The sequence below is a fragment of the Paraburkholderia sp. GAS348 genome (assembly GCF_050434205.1).
Taxonomy (GTDB): Bacteria; Pseudomonadota; Gammaproteobacteria; order Burkholderiales; family Burkholderiaceae; genus Paraburkholderia.
The window spans coordinates 1-24,237 of sequence record NZ_JBNPVT010000019.1 but is presented as its reverse complement, the minus strand read 5'-3'; the positions used below and the strand labels follow the sequence as shown (position 1 = coordinate 24,237).

Genomic DNA, 24,237 nt, shown 5'->3' with positions numbered 1-24,237 from the left:
CTCGTTTCGCCGCTCGCCCAGTCATCTTTAGGTACTGCTCTAACGAACACACTGGATGCAGCGAATATTCCGCCAGACGTAAAAAAAACCGCCGGTGTGAAGCACGCGGCGGTTCTTAGTCGGCTCAGGACGGCAGATCTTACAGCTTGCCGTAGCTATGCAGCCCCGACAGGAACATATTGACGCCGAGAAATGCGAAGGTCGTCACCAGCAGGCCGGTCAGCGCCCACCATGCCGCCACCGCGCCGCGCAGGCCTTTCATCAAGCGCATATGAAGCCAGGCTGCGTAGTTCAGCCAGACGATCAGCGCCCACGTTTCCTTCGGGTCCCAGCTCCAGTAACCGCCCCATGCTTCAGCGGCCCACAGCGCGCCGAGGATCGTCGCGATGGTGAAAAACGCGAAGCCGACGGCGATCGACTTGTACATCAGGTCGTCGAGCACATCGAGCGGCGGCAGGCGGTCTGCCAGCACGCCGCGCTCTTTCGCCAGATACGCGACGCCGACCATCGCCGACAGCGCAAAGCTGCCATATCCGATGAAGTTAGCCGGCACGTGGATCTTCATCCACCAGCTCTGCAGCGCCGGCACGAGCGGCTGGATCTGCTGTGCGTCACGGGCGACCGAGTACCACATCAGGAAGCCGACCGCCGCGCTGATCACCAGCAGCACGAATGCGCCGAGCGCACGCGTGTTGTAGTGCTGCTCGTAGTACAGATAGAACAGCGCGGTGATCAGGCTGAACAGCACGAACACTTCATACAGGTTCGAGATTGGAATATGACCGACGTCCGCGCCGATCAGATACGACTCATACCAGCGCACCATCAATCCGACGAAGCCCATCACCACTGCGGCCCAGGTCATCTTCGAACCGATCGCAGCGCCGGTCGGTGAACGCGACAACAGGCCGATCCAGTAGAAGACGGTGGCGAACACGAAGAGCGCGCTCATCCAAAGAATCGCGGACTGGCTCGACAGGAAATATTTGAGGAAGAACGCGTTATCCGCGCGCGTCAGATCGCCGTGATAGATCTGGATCGCCAGCAGCGACAGTGCGGCGATGCCCACCATCAGCGGACGCACCGGTTTCCAGCGCCAGCCCAGCACGACGAACACCGGCACTGCGCAGCACAGCACCAGTTTGTCGTAGTAATTCATGAACGGGTGATAGCGCGACAGCGCGAACCCCGCGCCCGCGACCATCACGACGGCGAACAGCCAGTCGACAATACCGAGCCGTTTCAGAAACGGCCGCTCGTCATACTGCGCGACGTTGAGCGCCTCGCTCGCGAACGCCTTCTGCGGTCGCGAGGGTGAGGAGGAGGAGGAAACCTGAGTCAAGTCCATGATCTTACCGGGTCGAATCTTGTGAGCCTGCAGACGGCGCGCGGGCATGGCCGGGTTTGTCGGAGGCGCCGGATGCTTCAGTGAGTTTGACACCCAGCGCGGTGCCTACAGCGTCGCGCGTTTGAACGAACTCCTTTTCGAAATCCAGCGTTTTGCGCGCGCTCGACATCGCCATCACGACATTCGTGCCGTGATCGGTATCTTTAAGCCAGAACCAGAGGCGCCTTTCGCGGACGTAGAACATCGAAAAGATGCCCAACACGAGGAGCAGGCTGCCAAGATACACGACTTTTTTGCCCGGCGCGCGCGTCAACTGAAATACCGAAGCTTGCACCTGCTTGAATGAGTCAAGCTGCAAGTAGACCGGCGATCCATACAAAAAGCTGTCGGATATCGCATTGATAGAGCTTTGGATAAAGCGGCTGGCGTCCGCATTGGCCTGCGCATCCGGCTCGCCAAGCTGCTCGCGCGACAGTTGCCACAGGTCCCACGTCGCGCCTTCCAGCATGCGCAGCAGCAAGCCCGCGGCCTTTTCCTGCTCGCCCTTCGGCACCGAATGATCGATGAACCCGGCGATCGCCTGGAAGCCGCCGAGCGTCTGGCCGTTCGGCATCTTGATACTGTTGTCCGCGCCGGCAAACAGGGTCAGGACACGCAGCGCGCTTTCTTCCAGGTGCTGTTGCAGTTCGGTATTCGAACCCGACACCGAACGCAGCGCGAAACGGTGAGCGGCGGCTGCGCGCATGGCCGGATTTTCAAGCGTGGCGCGCAGGTTCATCCATTCCTTGACGGTACCGCCTGTGTCGGCGGGGATTCGCAGGTAGCGGAATGGGTCGTCCGGATTCAGGCGCATGCCGGCGAGGAACATCTTTTCGCCCGCGACGTCCACCGGCAGCATGTAGTTGTTGTACTCGCGCGCCTGGCCGTCCTTGTCGCGCACCTTGTACTGCACCGACGGACCGACGTTATGCAGATCGAGCGGCTTCGAGCTCTTCGCGCCCGAGCCGAGGCGCTCGTCGAACGCCTCTTTCAGCGTACGATGCGCGGCGACGCCACGCGCATCGTTCTGGCCGCTGCCGTTCGAGACGTTTTCGACGTTGATTGCACGGAAATCCGTGAATTCGACGGTCTGGCCGTCGGCCAGCGGTGTGGCGGCACTCAACGGCGCATTGCCGCCGATCATGCCGCCGAACGGCGCGGTTTTCGCGCTCGAACCGGACATCGGGTACGCGGTCATCTGCATCTGCGACCCGCCGTCCTGGAAGCTCGACTGGTAGATCGAGACGCCGTCGTAGGTGAATGGCTTGTTCACTTCGACCCGGGCCGGCACGCGCGCGCCCGTTTTATGGTCGACCACGACGATGTCGCTCGCGAACAGCTTCGGCATGCCCGTCGAGTAGTAGTCGACGATGAACTTGTTCAGCTCGATCGAGAACGGCAGGTCCTGGATCAGCGAGCCGTCCGGCTGGTTAAGAATCGCCGTCGACACATGCTGCCCTTCCGGCACCCACGCATAGCCGCGGAAAGTCGGATTCGACTGCGACAGGCGATGTTCAGGCGGAATGTCGTTGATCACCGTGTTGGAGCGGATCGGCGACTTGTCGAACAGCCACATTTGCAGCTTGATTGGCAGATTGCTGTCGAGCAGGCCGCCCAGACAGATCACCACAATCGCAATGTGCGCGGAGATGTAGCCGAACTTGGTCAGCGCGCCGCGCTTGGCGGCGATCAGCGTTGCACCGTCCGACTCCCGTGTGACGAACTTGTAGCCAAGCCTGGCCGAGAGTTTGGCGAGCACCGCCGAGGTCTGTGCGCGCGTGCCGTGCACCGCGAACTCGCCCTTGTGATGGAACGCGCGCAAGCTGCCTTCGCGGACCTTGTCTTTCCAGCTCTTGGCGTCCGCGACCATTTTCGGCGCATTGCGGATCACGCACAGCGACACCGACACCATCAGGAAGCCGAGAATCAGCATGAACCACCACGAGCTGTACACCGTGTACAAGCTCAGCGAGCGGAAGATGTCCGCCCAGAACGGGCCGAACTGATTGACGTAGTTGGGATACGGATCGTCCTGCGTGAGGACGGTGCCGATAATACTGGCGATCGACAGAATCACGAGCAACGAGATCGCGAAGCGCATCGAACTCAATACTTCGATGATGCTGCGCGTGATGCGATTGCCCGACTTCGACTGCAAACCCGACGTGGTGACGCTCATTCATACTCCGACTGAACAGCAAAAAAGGGTGAAGGGCTGTCGTAGACACGACGCCCTCACCCTTTTCTTGTTTTGTACCGGCCTCGCCGGGCCGGTTGCTTGCGTACGGACTTCTTAGTGCAAGCCCGCGATGTAATCCGCTACAGCCTTGATCTCGCTGTCCGACAGACGCGATGCAATGGCATGCATCGCCTCATTGTTGTTACGCGCGCCCGGACCTTGCGTGAATGCAGTCAACTGCGCCACCGTGTATTCCGCCCACTGCCCCGACAGACGCGGATACTGCGACGGGATCCCCTGACCGGTCGGCCCGTGGCAGCTTGCGCACGCCGGTACACCCTTATCTGCAATCCCACCGCGATAAATCTTCTGACCGAGCGGGACGGTATCTTTGTTATGCGCGTAGCCTAGCTTCGGAGTCTGCGTCGAAAAATAGGCAGCCACGTTGGCCATGTCCTGGTCGGACAGCGCCGCAGCCATGCCCGCCATGATCGCGTTGTTGCGCGCGGGCTGCTTGGCGCCCGGCTGCGTCTTGAAATCCACCAGCTGCTTGACGAGATACTCGGGATGCTGGTCCGCCAGCTTTGGATACGCACCGCCAGCACTGTTGCCATCTGCACCGTGACACGACGCGCAAACCTGCACCGCGATTGCCTGCCCCCGATTGACGTCCGGCTTTGCCGGATCTGCTGCTCGTGCCTGAATTGCCAAACCTGAAAGACCTGCCGCTACTTGAAGCACCATCAGAGCCTTGCACAGTCGATTCATTCGCACACCCTGTCTCGTCTTGTGGGATTTTAGAGGTTTTGCAAGATACGACAGCGACTGAGTGACCGCAAAGAGCCGCCAAGGCACGCGGGCTGGCCCCCTCAGGTTTTCAGTAAACCATCGTATTGTACAATAACTCGCTAATCGCTAAGACGCCAGTCGGGCTTGACCCGTCCCCACTCTGGGTTCCCCGGCGTCTCGAATCCTGGCCTGATCATGTCCTTCCTGCTCCACCAATCCCGCTTTTTCACGACCGTCAATCACCTGCGTGATCTGCCGGCTACCGCGCAACCCGAGATCTGCTTTGCGGGACGCTCGAATGCGGGCAAGTCCACGGCCATCAATATTCTGTGCAATCAGAAACGTCTGGCGTTCGCCAGTAAGACGCCGGGCCGCACCCAGCACATCAATTATTTCTCGGTGGGCAAGGAGGACGAGCCGACAGCGCACCTGGTCGACCTGCCGGGCTACGGTTATGCGGAAGTGCCGGGCGCGGCCAAGGCTCACTGGGAAGCGCTGCTCTCCACCTACCTGCAATCGCGCTCGCAACTGCGCGGCATGATTCTGATGATGGACTCGCGCCGCCCGTTGACGGATCTGGATCGGCGGATGATCGAGTGGTTCGCGCCGACCGGCAAGCCGATCCACACGCTGCTGACGAAGTGCGACAAATTGACGCGCCAAGAAAGCGTCAACGCCTTGCGCGCGACGCAGAAAGGGTTGGCTGAATATCGTTCCGCCGGCTACCAGGGCGAATTGACCGCGCAGCTGTTCTCGGCGCTCAAACGCGTCGGCATCGACGAAGCGCACGAGCTGATCGAAAGCTGGCTGATCCCCGACGCGAAGGGCGAAACGGACGCACCGCAGTAACCGCGCGGCGTGTACGAGCCCAGGCAAAAAGCGCCGTTCCGGCCGCCCATAAAAAAACCCGCCGCTTTAACGGCGGGTCAAACAGCCTAATCGAAAAAACGACAGGCACCCGCTCAGGGAGGAGAAGCGGGGAGGTCAGCGCAGGGCGCCTTGCTCGATCGGTATGATATACCATTGTCTCGAAAAGTTTCCGGGAGCGGAGGCAGGCGCTACTTGTCCACTCCATACATCCACGTTTCTTCGATTCGTTTATGAGCTTCTTTCCGCACTACCGTCCGCGCCGCATGCGCCGTGACGACTTCTCGCGCCGTCTGATGCGAGAAAACATCCTCACCACCAACGATCTGATCTATCCCGTGTTCATCGTCGAAGGCACCAACGTGCGGCAAGCCGTACCGTCGATGCCGGGCGTCGAGCGCGTGTCGGTGGATCTGCTGATGGGCGTGGCCGAGCAATGCGTCGAGTTGGGCGTGCCGGTGCTATCGCTCTTTCCGGCGATCGAGCCTTCCTTGAAGACGCCTGATGGCCGCGAAGCGACCAACCCGGCTGGCCTGATCCCGCGCGCAGTTCGCGAACTGAAAAAGAACTTCCCCGATTTGGGTGTGCTCACCGACGTCGCGCTGGATCCGTACACGAGCCACGGCCAGGACGGCGTACTCGACGAGGCCGGCTATGTGATCAACGACGAGACCGTCGAGATCCTCGTGGAACAGGCGCGCGCGCAGGCTGAAGCGGGTGTCGATATCGTCGCGCCCTCGGACATGATGGATGGCCGCATTGGCGCGATCCGCGAAATGCTCGAGAGCGAGGGTCATATCCATACGCGCATCATGGCCTACTCTGCCAAGTTCGCGTCGGCGTTTTACGGCCCGTTCCGCGATGCCGTCGGTTCTGCGACGAACCTCGGCAAGGGTAACAAGATGACTTACCAGATGGATCCGGCCAATTCGGATGAAGCCCTGCGCGAAGTGCAAGCGGACATCGAGGAAGGCGCGGATATGGTGATGGTCAAGCCAGGCATGCCGTATCTGGACATCGTGCGTCGTGTGAAGGACGAGTTCAAGTTCCCGACCTACGTGTATCAGGTGAGCGGCGAATACGCGATGCTGAAAGCGGCCGCGCAAAATGGCTGGCTCGATCACGACAAGGCGATGATGGAATCGCTGCTGGCGTTCAAGCGGGCAGGCGCGGATGGCGTGCTGACCTACTTCGCGCTGGATGCCGCGCGGATTTTGCGCTCGCAGAAGTGATTTGAGGTGTCGCTTTACCGGCGACGCCAGTCTTCTGAATGCGCCCCAAAAAAACGGAGGCCGACTTTAAGTCGTGCCTCCGTTTTTTTATGCATGTTCTGGCCTGCGCCTTTTTGCGGGCGCGTCGGGGGTGCGGGTTTCTTTGCGCGCTCGGGCAGCGCAGCTGCTTTGCGTTACGCCCCGGGCGCGTTGGCGCGATCGAGGGTGCGCAAAAACTTGTCCGCGGACTCGTAGCCGACGACGCGCAGCACTTCCTTGCCCCCCTGGTCGAAAAAGATGATGCCGGGCGGGCCGAACAGGCTGAAGCGCTTGAGCAGCATCTGATCGTCGGCGTTATTTGCGGTGACGTCGGCGCGCAGCAGGTTCATCTGCTTCAACTTCGCCTGAACACGCGGATCGCTAAACGTGAACTTCTCCATTTCTTTGCAGCTCACGCACCAGTCTGCGTAAAAATCGAGCATAGCGGGCTGCGCAGCCGTTTTGACGGCCTCGTCGAGATCGGTCGAGGAACGAACCGGAGCGAATGTCAGATCGCTCTGTGACAACCTATTCGGCGATTTGGAAACACTTGCCACGTTAGCCTCCCCGCCGTCACCCCACACAGCCAGGACAGCTAGCGGACGCAGCGGATCGGAGGAGCCTGCAGCGAGGCCAACCAGCAGCACCGCTGCCCAGATAGCCAGCGCCGCGCCGATACCCCGGCCGAGCCGCCGCCAGACGGAAATACCCACCGCTGGTGCCGAGAAAAGACCGAGTCCGGCGGCCGCGATCAGCAACCACAGCGCACTCAGCAGCATTGTCGCGGTCGCACCAAGCACCGGCCAGACGATCCACAGGGCCGCCGCCAGCAGCACCACGCCGAAAAACACCTTGACGCCGTCCATCCACGCGCCGGCGCGCGGCAGCAAAGTACCGGCGCCAAGCCCGATGATCAGGAGGGGCACACCGAGCCCGAGTCCCATCGAGAACAGCGCCGCGCCGCCGAGCAACGCGTCGCCTGTGTGCGCGATGAACGCCAGCACGGCAAAGAGCGGCGCGGTCATGCAAGCGCCAACCACCAACGCGGATAGCGCGCCCATTACTGCCACCGCGGCAAACTTGCCGCCGGAACGCCCTGTCGACGCACGCGACACGCCGTCCTGCCAGCGCTGCGGCAACGCGATGTCGAAGCCGGCGATCAGGGTCAGCGCGAAAACGGTCAGCAGGACGCCAAACGTACCAAGCACCCACGGGTTCTGCAGCCATGCGCCGAGGCTCTGGCCAACGAGCGCTGCCGCGATGCCAAGCGCCGTGTACACGAGTGCCATGCCGATCACGTACGCCAGCGACAACGCAAAGCCACGGGCACGCGTCACCCGCGCGCCTTCGCCGATGATGATCGCAGACAGGATCGGAATCATCGGATACGAGCACGGCAGCAGACTGAGCACGCCGCCGGCCACGAAATAGAGCCCGATGATCGCGAAGAAGCCGCCGCCTTCCAGTAGCGACTGCGCATAGTCGGCGCTAGTGGCACGCTCATACCACGGCGCGCCGGCTGCTGCGGATTGCCGCGTGGCGGTGGCCGCCGCGGCGCCGCCGGCCGGCTGCAACGCCTCGCCGCTCACGTGATACACGCGCTCCATCGGCGGATAGCAGATGCCGGCATCCGCACAGCCTTGAGACGTAACAGCAAGATCGAACGCCCCCTGCGGCTGTTTCACCGGAATGCGGATTGTCAGTTCATTGCGATAGGTTTCGACATTCTTGTTGAAGGTCTGATCGAACTTGACGTGACCAGCCGGCAATTGCGGTTCGCCGATTGTCGTCGTGCCGTTACGGGTCGCGAACGCGAAACGCTCGCGGTACATGTAGTAACCGTCCGCGATCTTGTAAGTGACGTCGACTTCGCCGGGTTTCTCGGTCGCGCTGAATTTGAAGGCGACGGCGGGATCGAGGAAGTCGTCCGCAGCGTGCGCAAGCGTGCCGAACTGAGCGACGATCAGGCAACCGAGCAGGAGGACGACGGCGCGCAACGCATGGCGCGCACGTCGATTGAGACCGTTAAACATGGAGAGGACGTTGAGTTTCAGCAGTGATCCACTGGCCGTACGCGACCGATGCCATAGCTTGCCACGAGAGGATTTCCGGCGTGTCGTAGGGATGGTGGGCCTGAATGTACTGCTCGAGCTCGAGCGCGCGTGCCGCGCTGGTCTTGAACAGCAACTGGATCTCCTGCGCCGTTTCGATCGCGCCCTGCCAGTGATAGCTGGACTGCACAGAGCCTAACTGCGTGACGCAGGCGCACAGCCGCGCGGCCAGTGCGCCCGCCGCGAGCTTCTGAGCAACGGCCGCATCCGGTACCGTCGTCAGAATCAAGGTCACATTCACGCTCACAAAGGCTCCGGCCAAGCACGATTCAGGTGCCGATATCGTATCACCTAGCCATGCGGTGCCGCAGACGGCTCTGCTGCAAGCCTGCGGCATTTGGCCGCCGCGATCGACATGCCGCAGTGAAATTCGCCGCCATAAACAAAAAAGCCAGGCTTGGCGCCTGGCTTTTTCTTCGATGCTAAAAAGCTTACTCAGCTTCTTGCACTTCAACTTCTTCGACTTCCGGACGGTCCAGCAATTCGACCAGTGCCATCGGTGCGTTGTCGCCGACGCGGAAACCGAACTTCAGGACGCGCAGGTAGCCGCCCGGACGCGTAGCGTAACGCGGGCCGAGAACTTCGAACAGCTTCGTGACCGAGTCACGATCACGCAGGCGGTTGAACGCCAGACGACGATTTGCCAGCGACGGCTTCTTGCCGAGCGTGATCAGCGGCTCGACGACTTTACGGAGTTCTTTCGCCTTCGGCAGCGTCGTCTTGATGACTTCGTGCTCGATCAACGAGTTGGACATGTTACGGAGCATTGCCAGACGGTGGCTGCTCGTGCGGTTCAGTTTCCGCAAACCATGACGGTGACGCATGTTAATTCCTTTGATTCAAAGTTTTGGTCCAGCTCTTCTATCGCGCTCGGTCTACCCTCGGTTTCCCAACGGTGATGAGTGCACGGGCCGGTAGTGAAAAAAGACAAGACGCGGATTTTAAAGGAAAATCCGCGTCTTTGCCAGTGCAGCGACGGGTTCTGCCCCGGGATGACTTCTCGACTTACTTGTCCAAACCTGCCGGCGGCCAGTTTTCGAGTTTCATGCCCAGCGTCAAACCACGCGACGCCAATACTTCCTTGATTTCGTTCAACGATTTGCGACCCAGATTCGGGGTCTTGAGCAACTCGTTTTCCGTGCGCTGGATCAGGTCGCCGATGTAGTAGATGTTCTCGGCCTTCAGGCAGTTCGCGGAACGAACCGTCAGTTCAAGATCATCAACCGGACGCAGCAGGATCGGATCGATCTGCGGCGCACGCGACGGCGCTTCCGCCGTTGCTTCGGTGCCTTCCAGTGCAGCGAACACCGACAGTTGATCAACCAGAATACGCGCCGATTGACGGATCGCTTCTTCCGGCGAGATCACACCGTTGGTCTCGATGTTCATCACGAGCTTGTCGAGGTCGGTACGCTGTTCGACGCGCGCGCTTTCAACGGCGTAGCTCACGCGGCGAACCGGCGAGAACGACGCGTCCAGCACGATACGGCCGATGATCTTGGCCGACTCTTCGCCGTAACGACGCACATTGCCCGGCACATAGCCACGGCCCTTTTCGACCTTGATCTGCACGTCGAGCTTGCCGCCCTTCGACAGATGCGCAATCACGTGATCCGGGTTGATCACTTCGCAATCGTGCGCGAGTTCGATGTCGCCAGCGGTGACAACGCCTTCGCCTTCCTTGCGCAGCGTAACCGTCACTTCGTCACGGTTATGCAGCTTGAACACCACGCCCTTCAGGTTCAACAACAGGTTGACCACATCCTCTTGCACACCGTCGAGCGTCGAATACTCATGCACGACGCCTGCGATCGTCACTTCGGTCGGCGCGTAGCCGATCATTGACGACAGCAGCACGCGCCGGAGCGCGTTACCCAAGGTGTGGCCGTAACCGCGTTCAAACGGTTCCATGACCACTTTCGCGTGGCTCTCACCAAGCGATTCAACTGCGATGATCTTGGGCTTCAACAAACTGGTTTGCATAGGTTTTCCTTTTCAATACCCTCGGCTCGTTACACCGATAAGGCTGACCGGTAACAACCTGAAAATAAACAGCCGAGACGCCCCCTTGCGCAACGCAATCGGGGTGCCCCGGCCGTTAATCCGATTACCGCGAATACAATTCGACGATCAGGCTTTCGTTGATATCGCCAGCGATGTCGCTGCGTTCCGGCTTGCTCTTGAACGTGCCTTCGAACTTCTTCGAATCGACAGCAACCCAGCTCGGCAGACCGCCTTGCTCAGCCAGCGACAGCGCTTCGAGAATACGCGCCTGCTTCTTCTTTTGTTCGCGCACTGCGACGACGTCGCCTGCCTTCACTTGCATCGACGGGATGTTCGACACCACGCCGTTCACCGTGATCGCCTTGTGGCTCACGAGCTGACGCGCTTCAGCACGCGTCGAGCCGAAGCCCATGCGATACACGACGTTGTCGAGACGCGATTCGAGCAATTGCAGCAGGTTTTCACCCGTGTTGCCCTTCAGGCGGTCGGCTTCAGCGAAGTAACGGCGGAATTGACGCTCGAGGACACCGTAGATGCGCTTCACTTTTTGCTTTTCGCGCAGCTGCGTGCCGTAGTCGGACGTACGTGCACCCGACGTGCGGCCGTGTTGGCCAGGCTTGCTGTCAAGCTTGCACTTGTCAGCGAGCGAACGACGGGCGCTCTTCAGGAAGAGGTCAGTGCCTTCACGGCGGGACAGCTTGGCCTTAGGGCCGATATAACGTGCCACGTTGATTCCTTCTATGATTGATCACACGAATGCATGCACTCGCGCTAGTCCGAACCCTTTGGGTCGAACGGTGGGCTTAGTCAATTCAATAGCGCAAGCAGCCTGTGGTCGCCGGCTTGAACCCCGGCGGCGACAGGCGCTAGCGAAAACAGCGTCTTAGATACGACGACGCTTCGGCGGACGGCAGCCGTTGTGCGGGACCGGCGTCACGTCGGAGATCGCGGTGATCTTGATGCCAAGACCATGCAACGCGCGCACCGCCGATTCGCGGCCAGGACCGGGGCCCTTGATACGCACTTCGAGGTTCTTCACGCCGTATTCCATCGCCACGCGGCCAGCCGATTCGGCTGCCACCTGGGCTGCAAACGGGGTCGATTTACGCGAACCCTTGAAGCCCTGACCACCCGACGTTGCCCAAGCAAGTGCATTGCCTTGACGATCGGTGATCGTGATGATGGTGTTGTTGAACGACGCGTGAACGTGAACCACGCCCTCGGCGACGTTCTTCTTGACCTTCTTGCGAACGCGTTGCGCCGCGGAGTTGTTCGAAGCCTTAGCCATTACGTTTTCCTGTAACTGTCAGTTCCGCTTACTTCTTCAGCGATTGCGCTGCACGACGCGGACCCTTGCGCGTACGGGCATTCGTACGCGTGCGTTGGCCACGCAGGGGCAAGCCCTTACGATGACGCACGCCACGGTAGCAGCCGAGATCCATCAGGCGCTTGATGTTCATCGTCGTTTCACGGCGAAGATCGCCTTCAACGATGAACTTGCCGACTTCTTCACGCAGCTTTTCGAGGTCTGCGTCGTTCAGGTCCTTGACCTTCTTCGAAAATGCCACACCAGCAGCGACGCAAATGTCGCGCGAGCGCGTGCGGCCGATACCGTAAATTGCCGTCAGGCCGATTTCGGTATGCTGGTGATTCGGGATGTTAACCCCTGCGATACGAGCCATTGTTTTTCCTCAAACAAAAAGCGCAGCAAAAAGCGCGGCGTTCAGCCTTGACGCTGTTTGTGGCGCGGATCAGAGCTGCAAATCACGCGCACAACGCCTTTGCGCTTGATGATCTTGCAATTGCGGCAAATGCGCTTAACCGATGCCATCACTTTCATGATATTACCCTTTTTTCAAATCACTTCGCCCGGAACACGATCCGCGCACGCGACAGATCGTAAGGCGTCAATTCAACCGTTACCTTGTCGCCCGGCAGGATTCGGATGTAGTGCATCCGCATCTTGCCGGATATGTGTCCCAATACGACATGGCCGTTTTCCAGCTTCACCCTGAAGGTAGCGTTAGGCAGGTTTTCGATGACTTCACCCTGCATCTGGATAACATCGTCTTTGGCCATAAGTCCTTTCAACGCATCGGGACGCCGCCGCCTTTGAAATTAGCTTTCTTCAGCAGCGATTCATACTGTTGCGACATAACGTACGACTGCACCTGCGCCATGAAATCCATTGTGACGACGACAATGATCAGCAGCGACGTTCCACCAAAATAAAACGGCACGTTCCAGCGCAGTACCAAAAATTCAGGTAGCAGACAAACAAACACGATGTAGATCGCACCAGCCAGCGTCAGACGCGTGAGGATACGGTCGATGTATCGCGCCGTTTGATCGCCCGGGCGGATGCCTGGGACGAAAGCGCCACTCTTTTTCAGGTTGTCGGCCGTTTCCCTGCTGTTGAACACCAGTGCGGTGTAGAAAAAGCAAAAGAAGACGATCGCCAACGCGTACAGCAACACGTACACGGGTTGACCGGGCTTAAGGGCTTCGGCCACGTTGTGCAACGTGTCTGCGAACCAGCTGGTACGCGACCCCGAACTAAACCAGTTCAGGATGGTTGCCGGGAAGAGAATGATCGACGATGCAAAGATCGGCGGAATCACGCCCGACATATTCAACTTCAGCGGCAGATGTGAAGACTGTCCGCCGTAAATCTTGTTACCGACCTGCCGCTTGGCGTAATTCACAAGAATCTTGCGCTGGCCGCGTTCGATGAACACCACCAGATACGTCACACCGGCAATCAGCGCGACCACGATAATCGCCGAGATGATGCTCATCGAGCCGGTTCGCACCAGTTCGAAAAGACCACCGATTGCGTTCGGGAAACCCGCTGCAATACCGCCGAAAATGATGATCGAGATACCGTTACCAAGCCCGCGTTCCGTGATCTGCTCACCCAGCCACATCAGGAACATCGTGCCGGTCACCAGCGTCACGACCGTCGTCAGCCGAAATACCATCCCCGGATCGATCACAAGGCCCGGCTGATTTTCCAGCGCGACGGCAATGCCGAACGCCTGGAACGTCGCCAGCAGGACCGTAAAGATACGCGTGTACTGCGTAATCTTCCGTTGACCCGCCTGCCCTTCCTTTTTCAGCGCTTCCAGTTGTGGCGAGACAATCGCCAGCAACTGCATGATGATCGACGCCGAAATGTACGGCATGATCCCCAGCGCAAAAATCGTGAACCGCGAAAGTGCACCACCCGAGAACATGTTGAACATGCCAAGGATGCCGCCCGACTGGCTTTGGAACAACTTTGCCAGCTGGTCCGGGTCAATACCCGGCACCGGAATGTGCGCGCCGATACGGTAGACGATCAACGCCAGCAGCAGGAACACTGCACGCCGACGCAGATCGCCAAACTTCGCCGCGCTGCGACCGGGTTTTGCGAGACTCGGACTGTTAGCCAAGTACCTTCTCCGATGCAAATGCTAGTGACGGCAAATAACTTGCGCGTTACTCGGCAAAAGAGCCGCCGGCTGCTTCGATAGCAGCGCGCGCACCCTTCGTCGCACCCAGACCCTTCACAACGATCTTGCGCTTAAGCTCGCCCGTCGCGATGATCTTGGCGCTCTTGATCAGCTCGCCGAGCAGGCCGGCTTGCTTCAGAGCCAACAGATCGATTTCGTCGACCGGCAGCTTTTCCAGATCAGAGAGACGCACTTCACCAACGAATTCCTTCGTCAGCGAGGTGAAGCCACGCTTCGGCAGGCGACGTTGCAGCGGCATTTGACCGCCTTCGAAGCCAACCTTGTGAAAGCCGCCCGAACGCGACTTCTGACCCTTGTGACCGCGGCCAGCCGTCTTGCCCAGACCGGAGCCGATGCCACGGCCGACGCGACGCTTAGCGTGCTTCGAGCCTTCAGCCGGCTTCAGGTTATTCAATTCCATTATCAACTCCTTGAGTCCTGGTCAGCCGCTTAGCTGATGACCTTAACGAGGTACGAAACCTTGTTGATCATGCCGCGCACAGCCGGCGTGTCCTGCAACTCGCTAACCGAGTTGAGTCGGCGCAGGCCCAAGCCACGCACCGTTGCACGGTGCGTTTCACGGGTGCCGATCAGGCTCTTGACGAGCTGGACCTTGACAGTTTTATCAGACATGGTGTCCACCTTAGCCCAGAATATCTTCGACGGACTTGCCGCGCTTCGCCGCGATATCACCCGGCGTCGACTGCTTACGCAGACCGTCGAGCGTTGCACGAACGAGGTTGTACGGGTTCGTCGAACCGTGGCTCTTGGCCACAACGTTCTGCACGCCCATCACGTCGAACACTGCGCGCATCGGGCCACCAGCGATCACACCGGTACCGTCCTTCGCCGGAGCGAGGAGGACCATCGATGCGCCGTGCTTACCGTGCACTTCGTGTTGCAGGGTACCGTTCTTAAGCGGCACCTTGAACATGTTGCGGCGAGCCTGCTCCATCGCCTTCTGAACAGCGACCGGCACTTCCTTCGCCTTGCCCTTGCCCATACCGACGCGGCCATCACCGTCGCCAACCACGGTCAGTGCGGCGAAACCGAGAATCCGGCCACCCTTCACAACCTTGGTCACGCGGTTGACCGAAATCATCTTTTCGCGCAGGCCGTCGTCGCGTTCGTCAGCCTGAACTTTCGCTTGCATCTTTGCCATGACGAATTCTTCCCTTAGAACTTGAGTCCGGCTTCGCGCGCCGCATCAGCCAGCGCTTTCACGCGGCCGTGATAACGGAAACCCGAACGGTCGAAGGCGACGGATTCGATGCCGGCAGCCTTAGCCTTTTCTGCAATGCGCTTACCGATCAGGGTCGCAGCAGCGACGTTGCCGCCCTTGCCTGTCTGATCAGCCAGTTGCGCACGCACTTCGGCTTCGAGCGTCGACGCGCTGGCGAGCACCTTGGTGCCGCACGGCGAGAACACTTGCGCATAGATGTGCGTGTTCGTGCGATGCACGGCGAGACGCGCGACCTGCAGCTCAGCGATCTTGATACGCGTCTGACGAGCGCGGCGCAGGCGAGATTGAGTCTTATCCATGATTGCGCACCCTTACTTCTTCTTCGTTTCTTTGAGGATCACAACCTCATTGGCGTAACGCACACCCTTGCCCTTGTAGGGCTCCGGCGGGCGATAGCCGCGCACTTCTGCAGCGACCTGGCCAACTTGTTGCTTATTGATCCCCTTGATCACGATTTCGGTTTGCGTCGGGGTTTCAGCCTTGACGCCTTCCGGCATCTGGTGCACCACGGGGTGCGAGAAACCCAGCGACAGGTTCAGCTTGTCGCCTTGCGCCTGTGCGCGGTAACCGACGCCAACCAGCGTCAGCTTGCGCTCGAAACCCTTCGTCACGCCGTTCACCATGTTCGCAACCAGTGCGCGCATCGTGCCCGACATCGCATTCGCTTCGCGGCTTTCGTCCACCGGCTCGAACTTCAGCGTGCCGTTGTCGTTCACCACCTTCACGAGGCTGTTTGCAGCCTGCGAAATCGTACCCAGCGGGCCCTTGACGGTAATGCGTTCGTCGCTCAGGGCCACTTCTGCGCCTTGCAGCGCGATCGGGCTTTTACCTACTCGAGACATGTTTCTCTCCTTTCGGCCTTAAGCGACGTAGCAGATGACTTCGCCGCCAACGCCCGTTGCACGCGCCTTGCGGTCCGTCATCACGCCCTTCGGCGTCGACACGATTGCCACGCCGAGGCCATTCATGACCACGGGAATGTCGTTACGGCCGCGGTACACACGCAGACCAGGCTTCGAAACGCGTTCAATGCGCTCGATCACCGGACGGCCAGCGTAGTACTTCAACACGATGTTCAATTCAGACTTCGCACCTTCGGACTTCACTGCGAAATCATCGATATAGCCTTCGTCCTTCAGGACCTGCGCAATCGCAACCTTGACTTTCGACGAGGGCATTGTCACCGAAACTTTCTCAACCATCTGCGCATTGCGGATGCGAGTCAGCATATCGGCGATAGGATCACTCATGCTCATTTACGTTTCTCCTATTACCAGCTCGCCTTGGTCAGGCCAGGGATCTCGCCGCGGAACGCGATTTCGCGAATCTTGTTACGCGCCAGCCCGAATTTACGGAACGTGCCACGCGGGCGACCGGTAATTGCGCAACGATTGCGCTTACGGGTCGGGTTAGAGTTGCGCGGCAGTTGTTGCAGTTCCAGACGTGCTGCGTAATGCTCTTCGTCCGACTTGCTCATATCGCCGATAATCGCTTTCAGCTCAGCACGCTTGGGAGCGTACTTAGCGGCCAGGCGAGCACGCTTCTTTTCACGTTCGATCAGTGCCAGTTTAGCCACGGTAACCTCAGTTTCTGAACGGGAACTTGAAGCCGGCGAGCAGAGCCTTTGCTTCGTCGTCGGTCTTCGCAGTTGTCGTGATGCTGATGTTCAGCCCACGCAGTGCGTCGATCTTGTCGTAGTCGATTTCGGGGAAAATGATCTGCTCTTTCACACCGATGTTGTAGTTGCCGCGGCCATCGAACGCACGACCCGACACGCCACGGAAGTCGCGCACACGGGGGAGCGCAACCGTCACGAAACGGTCCAGAAATTCGTACATTGCCTGACCACGCAACGTGACCATTGCACCGATCGGATAGCCCTGACGGATCTTGAAGCCAGCGATTGCCTTGCGTGCCTTCGTGATCACCGGCTTCTGGCCTGCGATCTTCGTCAGGTCGCCAACGGCGTTTTCGATGATCTTCTTGTCAGCAACCGCTTCGCCAAGGCCCATGTTCAGGGTGATCTTGGTGATGCGCGGCACTTCCATCACGGACTTGTAACCGAACTTCTCGATGAGGCCGGGTACAACCTTCTCTTTGTAAAACTCTTGCAAACGAGCCATTTTTTTACTCCGCAGCGTCAGGCGCTCAGTACGGCACCGGTCGTCTTAAGGAAACGGACTTTCTTGTCTCCCTCGACCTTGATGCCTACACGCGACGCCTTGCCATTCGCGTCGACCAATGCGACGTTCGAAATTTGCAGCGGCATCGTCTTGGCTTCCACGCCACCCGTCGTACCCTTCATCGGGTTCGGCTTGACGTGCTTCTTGACGAGGTTGATGCCCTCGACAATTACCTTGTCTTCGCCAACGGACAGCACGACGCCGCGCTTGCCTTTATCTTTGCCGGTGATGACGATAACTTCGTCACCTTTGCGAATCTTGTTCATCGCGACTCCTTACAGCACTTCAGGTGCCAACGAAACGATCTTCATGAATCGTTCGCTGCGCAACTCGCGCGTAACAGGCCCGAAAATACGGGTGCCAATAGGTTCGAGCTTGGCATTCAACAGCACTGCTGCATTGCCGTCGAACTTGATCAGCGAGCCGTCCTGACGGCGCACGCCCTTGGCGGTGCGAACCACCACGGCGTTGTAAATTTCGCCTTTCTTCACGCGCCCGCGCGGCGTTGCTTCTTTGACGGTCACCTTGATGATGTCGCCAATGCTGGCATAACGACGCTTCGAGCCGCCGAGAACCTTGATGCACATGACTTCACGCGCACCGGTGTTGTCGGCCACTTCAAGCCGAGTTTCGGTCTGGATCATGGTTTATCTATCCCAACTTAATCCGGTCACACCACCATGGCGTACCCGGTCAGTCTTGGTCCCGTCAGCCAATCGGCTGCTTGGGTATGAACAGCAGCGACGGCAAACGAAACCCGCCATCGCAATCCGGTGAATCCTTCGGAACAGGCTGGCGCCTGAACCGCTTCCCCCACCAACTTCGCCCGCGACGGGGCTCCCATAAAAGAGGGAAGACCGAGATTATAACAAATAATCTCGGTCTTGCAAGCGAAACTTACTGCGATTTCAACTACTTCTACAACTTTGCGGCGTCAGATGACGCGAGCAGCCTCGACCAGGCGAGCCACAACCCAAGCTTTCGTCTTCGAAATCGGACGCGTTTCCTGGATTTCAACGAGGTCACCCTCGTTGTACGTGTTCGCATCGTCGTGCGCGTGGTACTTCTTCGAACGCACAACGTACTTGCCGTAGATCGGGTGCTTCACGCGGTGCTCAACCAGCACGGTGACCGTCTTGTCCATCTTGTTGCTGACGACCTTGCCGACCAGCGTCCGCTTGAGCGAGGTTTTTACGCTATCGTTCATTTCTGGTTCGCCTTCTCAGTCAGGACGGTCCGCACACGTGCGATGTCGCGACGAACCTTCTTCAGCTGGCTCGTGTTCGTGAGCTGCTGGGTCGCGAGTTGCATGCGCAGGCCGAATTGCGCCTTCAACAGGTCCGACAGCTCCTTGTTGAGCGCGGCCTGATCTTTCTGGTGAAGTTCGGAAGCCTTCATCATTTGCTCCTTAGGCGCCGAGCTGACGCACGATAAACGTCGTCTTGAGCGGCAGCTTAGCTGCAGCCAGACGGAACGCTTCGCGTGCCAGCTCTTCGGTTACGCCGTCCATTTCGTACAGCATCTTGCCCGGTTGAATCTCTGCGACGTAGTACTCAGGGTTACCTTTACCGTTACCCATACGTACTTCAGCCGGCTTGTGCGAGATCGGCTTGTCCGGGAAGATGCGGATCCAGATGCGGCCACCACGCTTGATGTGACGCGTCATTGCACGACGTGCCGCTTCAATCTGGCGCGCGGTCAAGCGACCACGACCGATAGCCTTCAGACCGAACTCACCGAACGACACCGCGTTGCCGCGGGTAGCGATACCGGTGTTACGACCCTTCTGCTCTTTGCGATACTTTCTGCGTTTCGGTTGCAGCATCGTTATTCTCCAGTCTTCCCGCCGTCGCCGGCACCGCCAGCACGACGAGGAGCGCCACGGCGTGCACCTGCCGGGCCACCACCTTCACCATCGCGACGCGGACGGCGATCGCCACCCGGGCGTGCGTTACGGCGCGGACGCTTTTCTTCGGCGACTTCTTCAACCACCGGTGCGTCATTGCGGCCGAGCGTGTCGCCCTTGTAGACCCACACTTTCACGCCGATGATGCCGTACGTCGTCTTCGCTTCCGAAGTAGCGTAGTCGATATCAGCACGCAGCGTATGAAGGGGCACGCGACCTTCGCGATACCATTCCGTACGAGCGATTTCGATACCGTTCAGGCGGCCAGCGCTCATGATCTTGATGCCTTGAGCACCCAGACGCATTGCGTTTTGCATCGCACGCTTCATCGCGCGGCGGAACATAATCCGGCGCTCGAGTTGTTGCGTGATCGAGTCAGCGATCAGTTGCGCATCGGTTTCCGGCTTACGGATTTCTTCGATGTTGACGTGGACCGGAACGCCCATGCGGCGTTGCAGTTCCGACTTCAGCAGCTCGATATCCTCGCCCTTCTTACCGATGACGACACCCGGACGCGAGCTATAAATCGTGATGCGCGCGTTCTTCGCCGGACGCTCGATAACGACGCGGCCAACCGAAGCGTTTTTCAGCTTCTTCTTCAGGTATTCACGAACACCGATGTCTTCCTGCAACATCGCCGCGAAATTGTTGTTGTTCGCGTACCAACGCGACGCCCAATTGCGGCTGACGGCCAAACGGAAGCCAGTCGGATGAATTTTCTGTCCCATCGTATGACCCCTTAATTCCCGACCGTCACAGTGATGTGACAGGATTGCTTCTCGATGCGGTTACCGCGGCCTTTAGCGCGCGCGGTAAAACGCTTGAGCGACGCAGCCTTGTCGATGTAGATGCTCGTGATCTTGAGCTCATCGATATCGGCGCCTTCGTTGTGCTCCGCATTCGCGATCGCCGACAGCACGACCTTTTTCACGATTCCCGCAGCCTTCTTCGGCGAGAACGTCAGAACGTTCAGCGCCTTGTCGACCGGCAAACCGCGGATCTGGTCAGCCACAAGGCGCGTTTTCTGCGCCGAGATGCGGGCACCGCGATGAATTGCTTTCACTTCCATCATGAGCCCCTTATTTCTTAGCCTTCTTGTCGGCTGCGTGACCCTTGAACGTCCGGGTCAATGCAAACTCGCCAAGCTTGTGGCCGACCATGTTTTCCGAGATGTACACCGGAACGTGTTGACGGCCGTTGTGCACAGCAATCGTCAAACCGATGAAATCCGGCAGAATCGTCGAACGACGCGACCAGGTTTTGATCGGCTTCTTGTCACGTGCAGCGGCTGCCGACTCAACTTTCTTCAGCAAATGGGCGTCGCAGAACGGACCTTTTTTTACAGAACGTGCCATTGCCTACTCCTTAACGCTTGTGACGGCGCTGGACGATCATGCTCGTCGTGCGCTTGTTGCTGCGGGTGCGATAACCCTTAGCAGGCGTGCCCCACGGGCTCACCGGATCGCGACCTGCAGCCGTCTTGCCTTCACCACCACCGTGCGGGTGATCGACCGGGTTCATTGCAACGCCACGCACCGTCGGGCGGATACCGCGCCAGCGATTCGCGCCAGCCTTACCGATTTGACGGAGGCTGTGCTCTTCGTTGCCAACTTCACCAATCGTCGCGCGGCATTCAACGTGAACGCGGCGGATTTCACCAGAGCGCAGGCGGACCTGTGCGTAGATGCCTTCACGAGCCAGCAACATCGCCGACGTACCAGCCGAACGCGCCATTTGCGCGCCTTTGCCCGGCAGCATTTCGATGCAGTGGATCGTCGTACCGACCGGAATGTTGCGGATCGGCAGCGTGTTGCCTGCGCGGATCGGAGCTTCCGAACCCGACATCAGTTGCTGACCAACCGTCACACCCTTCGGAGCGATGATGTACTTGCGCTCGCCGTCTGCGTACAGAACCAGCGCGATGTTCGCGCTACGGTTCGGATCGTACTCAAGACGTTCGACCTTTGCCGGAATGCCGTCCTTGTTGCGACGGAAATCGACGACACGGTAATGATGCTTGTGACCACCACCCTTATGACGCGTGGTGATGTGACCGTTGTTGTTACGGCCGGCGGTCGTGGATTGCGAATCGAGCAGCGGTGCGAACGGCTTGCCCTTATGCAGATCCTTGTTGACCACCTTGACCATCGCACGGCGACCCGGCGAAGTCGGCTTAACTTTAACGATTGCCATGATTACTTGGCCTCCGCTTCAAAGTTGATTTCCTGGCCGGGCTTCAGGCAGACGTACGCCTTCTTCACGTCCTTGCGCTTGCCCATGAAGCGGCCAAAGCGCTTGGCTTTGCCCTTCGAGACCAGCACGTTGACGGAATTGACTTCCACCTTGAACAGCAGCTCGACTGCAGCTTTCACTTCCTGCTTCGTGGCATCGGGCGCGACTTCGAACACAACTTGCTCGTTCTTGTCGGCCACCAGCGTCGCCTTTTCGGAGATCACCGGCGCGAGCAGGACCTGCATCAAACGATGATCGTTCTTGCGAATCTCGCTCATGACAGCAACTCCTCGATCTGGGCGACCGCAGCCTTCGTGATCAGGATCTTCTTGAAGTAGATCAGCGACAGCGGGTCGGCGTAACGCGGCTCGACAACTGCCACATGGGCGAGGTTGCGCGACGCGAGGTACAGGTTTTCGTCAACCGTGTCGGTAATCACCAGCACGGAGTCGAGACCCATCGCCTTGAATTTTTCGGCCAGCAGCTTCGTCTTCGGCGCTTCGAGCGTCAGCTCGTCGACCACCGAGATGCGGCCTTCGCGGGCCAGCTGCGAGAAGATCGAGCAGAGACCTGCGCGATGCATCTTCTTGTTGACCTTGTGCGAAAAGTTTTCTTCCGGCGAATTCGGGAAGATCCGGCCACCGCCGCGCCACAACGGGCTCGACGACATACCGGCACGGGCGCGGCCCGTACCCTTTTGGCGCCACGGCTTCTTGGTCGTGTGCTTGACTTGCTCACGGTCCTTCTGCGCGCGGTTACCGCTACGGGCATTCGCTTGATACGCCACCACTACCTGGTGAATCAGGGCTTCGTTGTAATCGCGGCCGAACACTACGTCCGACGCGCTAACGCCTGCACCTTCCTGACCATTGGCATTCAGGAGCTTAAGTTCCATTATTTCGCTCCTTTCACGGCACGCGTCTTCACGGCCGGCGTAACGAATACCTTGCCACCCTTCGCACCCGGAACGGCGCCCTTGACCAGCAACAGCTTGCGGTCAGCGTCGATACGAGCGATTTCGAGGTTTTGCACGGTTACCGTATCGTCACCCATGTGACCGGTCATGCGCTTACCCGGGAAAACACGACCCGGATCCTGCGCCATACCGATCGAACCCGGCACGTTGTGCGAGCGCGAGTTACCGTGCGATGCACGGCCGGATGCGAAGTTGTAACGCTTGATGGTACCGGCGTAGCCCTTACCGATCGACACGCCTTGCACGTCGACCTTCTGGCCTACTTCGAACAGGTCGGGACCGACCACGGTGCCGTTCGACAACTCGGCAGCCTTGGCAGCATCGATCTGGAATTCTTTGAGGATTTCACCGGCTTGAACACCGGCTTTGGCGAGATGACCGGCCAACGGCTTCGTCACACGCGATGCACGGCGCGTACCGAATGCAACCTGCACGGCTGTGTAGCCGTCGGTTTCAACAGTCTTGATCTGCGTCACGCGGTTGTCGGACACGTCCAGCACGGTAACGGGAATCGAATCCCCTTCTGCCGTGAAGATACGGGTCATGCCAACCTTGCGACCTACGAGTCCAAGGCTCATCGTTTTCTCCATTCCCGACTGCGATTGGTCGGGGCTAATTTACAAAATGCCGGTGCCGTTTCGGGCATGCGCTTCGGAAGAAGCCATGCTGCAGCACACCGACTTTTTTGCGCAAATGCGCGAAAAGCCTTGCATTATAGCGAGGCTTTTCGTTTTCTGCAAGCAATCAATGACTTAGCGTTGCCTGGCACGCCAGGCAAGCGTTAGAAGCCTTATTGGAGCTTGATTTCCACGTCCACGCCAGCCGGCAGGTCCAGCTTCATCAGTGCGTCAACGGTCTTGTCCGTCGGATCGACGATGTCCATCAGACGTTGGTGCGTACGGATTTCGAGCTGATCGCGCGACGTCTTGTTGACGTGCGGCGAACGCAGGATGTCGAAACGTTGAATGCGGGTCGGCAGGGGCACCGGACCACGAACGATTGCGCCAGTCCGCTTTGCCGTGTCGACGATTTCCGCTGCCGATTGATCGATCAGGCGATAGTCGAAAGCCTTCAGGCGAATGCGGATTTTCTGGTTCTGCATGACAATTCCTTGGAAAGAGCGAGGCGGTATTGCGCCGCCAGATAGTAAAAGAACGTAGAGCCGGGCTTGGGATAGGAGTAAGCGCTGAAGCGCCAACTCCTATCGACACGCTATGCTGGCGCCCGGCTCCGGGCACCACTTACTGCAACGTCAATCCTCGATTTTACTCGAGAATCTTGGCAACCACACCTGCGCCGACCGTACGGCCACCTTCGCGGATTGCGAAGCGCAGACCTTCTTCCATCGCGATCGGGTTGATCAGCTTCACCGTGATCGACACGTTGTCGCCCGGCATGACCATTTCCTTGTCCTTCGGCAACTCGATCGAGCCCGTCACGTCCGTCGTACGGAAGTAGAACTGCGGACGATAGTTGTTGAAGAACGGCGTGTGGCGGCCGCCTTCGTCCTTGCTCAGCACATACACTTCAGCCGTGAAGTGCGTGTGCGGGTTGATCGAACCCGGCTTCGCCAGAACCTGGCCACGCTCCACGTCTTCACGCTTCGTGCCGCGCAG

At 59.1% G+C, this 24,237-nt stretch carries 36 protein-coding genes and 1 pseudogene; 2 read left to right on the top strand and 35 right to left on the bottom strand.

What is annotated here, in order from left to right; translation table 11 throughout:
• Window positions 1-139: 139 nt before the first annotated feature.
• The 3 genes from ccsB to P3T22_RS25185 form a co-directional block, all read right to left on the bottom strand.
• Window positions 140-1,348 carry a c-type cytochrome biogenesis protein CcsB gene (ccsB, locus tag P3T22_RS25195; RefSeq protein ID WP_063498109.1) on the bottom strand — a complete coding sequence of 403 codons (1,209 nt, stop codon included), beginning with the start codon at window positions 1,346-1,348 and terminating at the stop codon, window positions 140-142.
• 4 nt (window positions 1,349-1,352) lie between these two features.
• Window positions 1,353-3,566, bottom strand: coding sequence for a cytochrome c biogenesis protein ResB (locus P3T22_RS25190; protein ID WP_063497530.1), 2,214 nt, complete (start codon window positions 3,564-3,566; stop codon window positions 1,353-1,355).
• A gap of 114 nt (window positions 3,567-3,680) precedes the next feature.
• A complete protein-coding gene (locus P3T22_RS25185) occupies window positions 3,681-4,334 on the bottom strand; it encodes a c-type cytochrome (RefSeq protein ID WP_063497531.1) in 654 nt (217 codons plus the stop codon).
• 216 nt (window positions 4,335-4,550) lie between these two features.
• Here P3T22_RS25185 and yihA point away from each other — a divergent pair, with 216 nt between their 5' ends.
• Both yihA and hemB read left to right on the top strand, forming a co-directional pair.
• Window positions 4,551-5,204, top strand: a complete 654-nt coding sequence (yihA, locus tag P3T22_RS25180) for a ribosome biogenesis GTP-binding protein YihA/YsxC (RefSeq protein ID WP_063497532.1) — start codon at window positions 4,551-4,553, stop codon at window positions 5,202-5,204.
• Between the two features lie 251 nt (window positions 5,205-5,455).
• A complete protein-coding gene (gene hemB, locus P3T22_RS25175) occupies window positions 5,456-6,454 on the top strand; it encodes a porphobilinogen synthase (protein WP_063497533.1) in 999 nt (332 codons plus the stop codon).
• A gap of 173 nt (window positions 6,455-6,627) precedes the next feature.
• Here hemB and dsbD read toward each other — a convergent pair whose 3' ends face one another.
• From dsbD to tuf, 32 genes and pseudogenes are all read right to left on the bottom strand, one after another.
• Window positions 6,628-8,505, bottom strand: coding sequence for a protein-disulfide reductase DsbD (gene dsbD / locus P3T22_RS25170; protein WP_429326480.1), 1,878 nt, complete (start codon window positions 8,503-8,505; stop codon window positions 6,628-6,630).
• Window positions 8,498-8,830: a divalent-cation tolerance protein CutA gene (cutA, locus tag P3T22_RS25165; RefSeq protein ID WP_063497535.1), complete on the bottom strand. Its 333-nt coding sequence runs from the start codon at window positions 8,828-8,830 to the stop codon at window positions 8,498-8,500. The genes dsbD and cutA overlap by 8 nt, the downstream gene beginning before the upstream one ends.
• A 184-nt stretch (window positions 8,831-9,014) precedes the next feature.
• Window positions 9,015-9,407, bottom strand: a complete 393-nt coding sequence (rplQ, locus tag P3T22_RS25160; RefSeq protein WP_006052227.1) for a 50S ribosomal protein L17 — start codon at window positions 9,405-9,407, stop codon at window positions 9,015-9,017.
• A 181-nt stretch (window positions 9,408-9,588) separates the two neighbouring features.
• Window positions 9,589-10,566 (bottom strand): DNA-directed RNA polymerase subunit alpha, encoded by a 978-nt coding sequence (locus tag P3T22_RS25155; protein WP_006052226.1) that lies wholly within the window; start codon window positions 10,564-10,566, stop codon window positions 9,589-9,591.
• Window positions 10,567-10,690: 124 nt separating this feature from the next.
• Window positions 10,691-11,314 (bottom strand): 30S ribosomal protein S4, encoded by a 624-nt coding sequence (gene rpsD, locus P3T22_RS25150; RefSeq protein ID WP_027800372.1) that lies wholly within the window; start codon window positions 11,312-11,314, stop codon window positions 10,691-10,693.
• A 156-nt stretch (window positions 11,315-11,470) separates the two neighbouring features.
• Window positions 11,471-11,875 carry a 30S ribosomal protein S11 gene (rpsK, locus tag P3T22_RS25145; protein WP_006052224.1) on the bottom strand — a complete coding sequence of 135 codons (405 nt, stop codon included), beginning with the start codon at window positions 11,873-11,875 and terminating at the stop codon, window positions 11,471-11,473.
• Window positions 11,876-11,903: 28 nt separating this feature from the next.
• The gene (gene rpsM, locus P3T22_RS25140) at window positions 11,904-12,269 is read right to left on the bottom strand and encodes a 30S ribosomal protein S13 (RefSeq protein WP_006052223.1); all 366 of its coding nucleotides are present in this window, start codon (window positions 12,267-12,269) and stop codon (window positions 11,904-11,906) included.
• Between the two features lie 41 nt (window positions 12,270-12,310).
• Window positions 12,311-12,427, bottom strand: coding sequence for a 50S ribosomal protein L36 (gene rpmJ, locus P3T22_RS25135; RefSeq protein WP_004199844.1), 117 nt, complete (start codon window positions 12,425-12,427; stop codon window positions 12,311-12,313).
• A 20-nt stretch (window positions 12,428-12,447) separates the two neighbouring features.
• Window positions 12,448-12,666, bottom strand: a complete 219-nt coding sequence (infA, locus tag P3T22_RS25130) for a translation initiation factor IF-1 (protein ID WP_004521905.1) — start codon at window positions 12,664-12,666, stop codon at window positions 12,448-12,450.
• Window positions 12,667-12,674: 8 nt separating this feature from the next.
• Window positions 12,675-14,021 (bottom strand): preprotein translocase subunit SecY, encoded by a 1,347-nt coding sequence (secY, locus tag P3T22_RS25125; RefSeq protein ID WP_063497536.1) that lies wholly within the window; start codon window positions 14,019-14,021, stop codon window positions 12,675-12,677.
• A gap of 46 nt (window positions 14,022-14,067) precedes the next feature.
• Complete coding sequence (rplO, locus tag P3T22_RS25120) at window positions 14,068-14,502, bottom strand: 50S ribosomal protein L15 (protein ID WP_054036556.1); 435 nt, start codon at window positions 14,500-14,502, stop codon at window positions 14,068-14,070.
• Between the two features lie 29 nt (window positions 14,503-14,531).
• Window positions 14,532-14,714 carry a 50S ribosomal protein L30 gene (rpmD, locus tag P3T22_RS25115; RefSeq protein ID WP_007180126.1) on the bottom strand — a complete coding sequence of 61 codons (183 nt, stop codon included), beginning with the start codon at window positions 14,712-14,714 and terminating at the stop codon, window positions 14,532-14,534.
• A 10-nt stretch (window positions 14,715-14,724) separates the two neighbouring features.
• Entirely contained in the window at window positions 14,725-15,243 is a 519-nt protein-coding gene (gene rpsE / locus P3T22_RS25110) for a 30S ribosomal protein S5 (RefSeq protein WP_006052219.1), read from the bottom strand.
• Window positions 15,244-15,257: 14 nt separating this feature from the next.
• Window positions 15,258-15,623 carry a 50S ribosomal protein L18 gene (gene rplR / locus P3T22_RS25105; RefSeq protein WP_006052218.1) on the bottom strand — a complete coding sequence of 122 codons (366 nt, stop codon included), beginning with the start codon at window positions 15,621-15,623 and terminating at the stop codon, window positions 15,258-15,260.
• Window positions 15,624-15,635: 12 nt separating this feature from the next.
• Complete coding sequence (gene rplF / locus P3T22_RS25100) at window positions 15,636-16,166, bottom strand: 50S ribosomal protein L6 (protein WP_028199570.1); 531 nt, start codon at window positions 16,164-16,166, stop codon at window positions 15,636-15,638.
• 18 nt (window positions 16,167-16,184) lie between these two features.
• The gene (rpsH, locus tag P3T22_RS25095; RefSeq protein WP_006052216.1) at window positions 16,185-16,580 is read right to left on the bottom strand and encodes a 30S ribosomal protein S8; all 396 of its coding nucleotides are present in this window, start codon (window positions 16,578-16,580) and stop codon (window positions 16,185-16,187) included.
• A gap of 14 nt (window positions 16,581-16,594) precedes the next feature.
• The gene (gene rpsN, locus P3T22_RS25090; protein WP_006052215.1) at window positions 16,595-16,900 is read right to left on the bottom strand and encodes a 30S ribosomal protein S14; all 306 of its coding nucleotides are present in this window, start codon (window positions 16,898-16,900) and stop codon (window positions 16,595-16,597) included.
• A 7-nt stretch (window positions 16,901-16,907) separates the two neighbouring features.
• On the bottom strand, window positions 16,908-17,447 hold the full coding sequence (gene rplE / locus P3T22_RS25085; protein WP_063497537.1) for a 50S ribosomal protein L5: 540 nt from the start codon (window positions 17,445-17,447) through the stop codon (window positions 16,908-16,910).
• Window positions 17,448-17,464: 17 nt separating this feature from the next.
• A complete protein-coding gene (rplX, locus tag P3T22_RS25080) occupies window positions 17,465-17,773 on the bottom strand; it encodes a 50S ribosomal protein L24 (RefSeq protein ID WP_028199569.1) in 309 nt (102 codons plus the stop codon).
• A gap of 9 nt (window positions 17,774-17,782) precedes the next feature.
• Window positions 17,783-18,151, bottom strand: a complete 369-nt coding sequence (rplN, locus tag P3T22_RS25075) for a 50S ribosomal protein L14 (protein ID WP_006052212.1) — start codon at window positions 18,149-18,151, stop codon at window positions 17,783-17,785.
• A 290-nt stretch (window positions 18,152-18,441) separates the two neighbouring features.
• Window positions 18,442-18,714 (bottom strand): 30S ribosomal protein S17, encoded by a 273-nt coding sequence (gene rpsQ / locus P3T22_RS25070; protein WP_007180129.1) that lies wholly within the window; start codon window positions 18,712-18,714, stop codon window positions 18,442-18,444.
• Complete coding sequence (rpmC, locus tag P3T22_RS25065) at window positions 18,711-18,905, bottom strand: 50S ribosomal protein L29 (RefSeq protein WP_007180130.1); 195 nt, start codon at window positions 18,903-18,905, stop codon at window positions 18,711-18,713. Before rpmC ends, rpsQ begins: the two co-directional genes overlap by 4 nt.
• Window positions 18,906-18,915: 10 nt before the next feature.
• Window positions 18,916-19,332, bottom strand: a complete 417-nt coding sequence (gene rplP, locus P3T22_RS25060; protein WP_007180131.1) for a 50S ribosomal protein L16 — start codon at window positions 19,330-19,332, stop codon at window positions 18,916-18,918.
• 2 nt (window positions 19,333-19,334) lie between these two features.
• A complete protein-coding gene (rpsC, locus tag P3T22_RS25055; protein ID WP_011490053.1) occupies window positions 19,335-20,141 on the bottom strand; it encodes a 30S ribosomal protein S3 in 807 nt (268 codons plus the stop codon).
• 11 nt (window positions 20,142-20,152) lie between these two features.
• Window positions 20,153-20,485: a 50S ribosomal protein L22 gene (gene rplV, locus P3T22_RS25050; protein WP_007180133.1), complete on the bottom strand. Its 333-nt coding sequence runs from the start codon at window positions 20,483-20,485 to the stop codon at window positions 20,153-20,155.
• Window positions 20,486-20,492: 7 nt separating this feature from the next.
• Window positions 20,493-20,768, bottom strand: coding sequence for a 30S ribosomal protein S19 (gene rpsS / locus P3T22_RS25045; protein WP_054036552.1), 276 nt, complete (start codon window positions 20,766-20,768; stop codon window positions 20,493-20,495).
• Window positions 20,769-20,778: 10 nt separating this feature from the next.
• On the bottom strand, window positions 20,779-21,606 hold the full coding sequence (rplB, locus tag P3T22_RS25040) for a 50S ribosomal protein L2 (RefSeq protein ID WP_063497538.1): 828 nt from the start codon (window positions 21,604-21,606) through the stop codon (window positions 20,779-20,781).
• A 2-nt stretch (window positions 21,607-21,608) separates the two neighbouring features.
• On the bottom strand, window positions 21,609-21,923 hold the full coding sequence (rplW, locus tag P3T22_RS25035) for a 50S ribosomal protein L23 (protein ID WP_007180135.1): 315 nt from the start codon (window positions 21,921-21,923) through the stop codon (window positions 21,609-21,611).
• On the bottom strand, window positions 21,920-22,540 hold the full coding sequence (gene rplD, locus P3T22_RS25030) for a 50S ribosomal protein L4 (RefSeq protein ID WP_007180136.1): 621 nt from the start codon (window positions 22,538-22,540) through the stop codon (window positions 21,920-21,922). Before rplD ends, rplW begins: the two co-directional genes overlap by 4 nt.
• Window positions 22,540-23,199: a 50S ribosomal protein L3 gene (gene rplC / locus P3T22_RS25025; protein ID WP_007180137.1), complete on the bottom strand. Its 660-nt coding sequence runs from the start codon at window positions 23,197-23,199 to the stop codon at window positions 22,540-22,542. Before rplC ends, rplD begins: the two co-directional genes overlap by 1 nt.
• A 212-nt stretch (window positions 23,200-23,411) precedes the next feature.
• Window positions 23,412-23,723: a 30S ribosomal protein S10 gene (rpsJ, locus tag P3T22_RS25020; protein ID WP_006998489.1), complete on the bottom strand. Its 312-nt coding sequence runs from the start codon at window positions 23,721-23,723 to the stop codon at window positions 23,412-23,414.
• A gap of 163 nt (window positions 23,724-23,886) precedes the next feature.
• Window positions 23,887-24,237, bottom strand: a pseudogene (gene tuf, locus P3T22_RS25015) (elongation factor Tu); the annotation flags it as partial.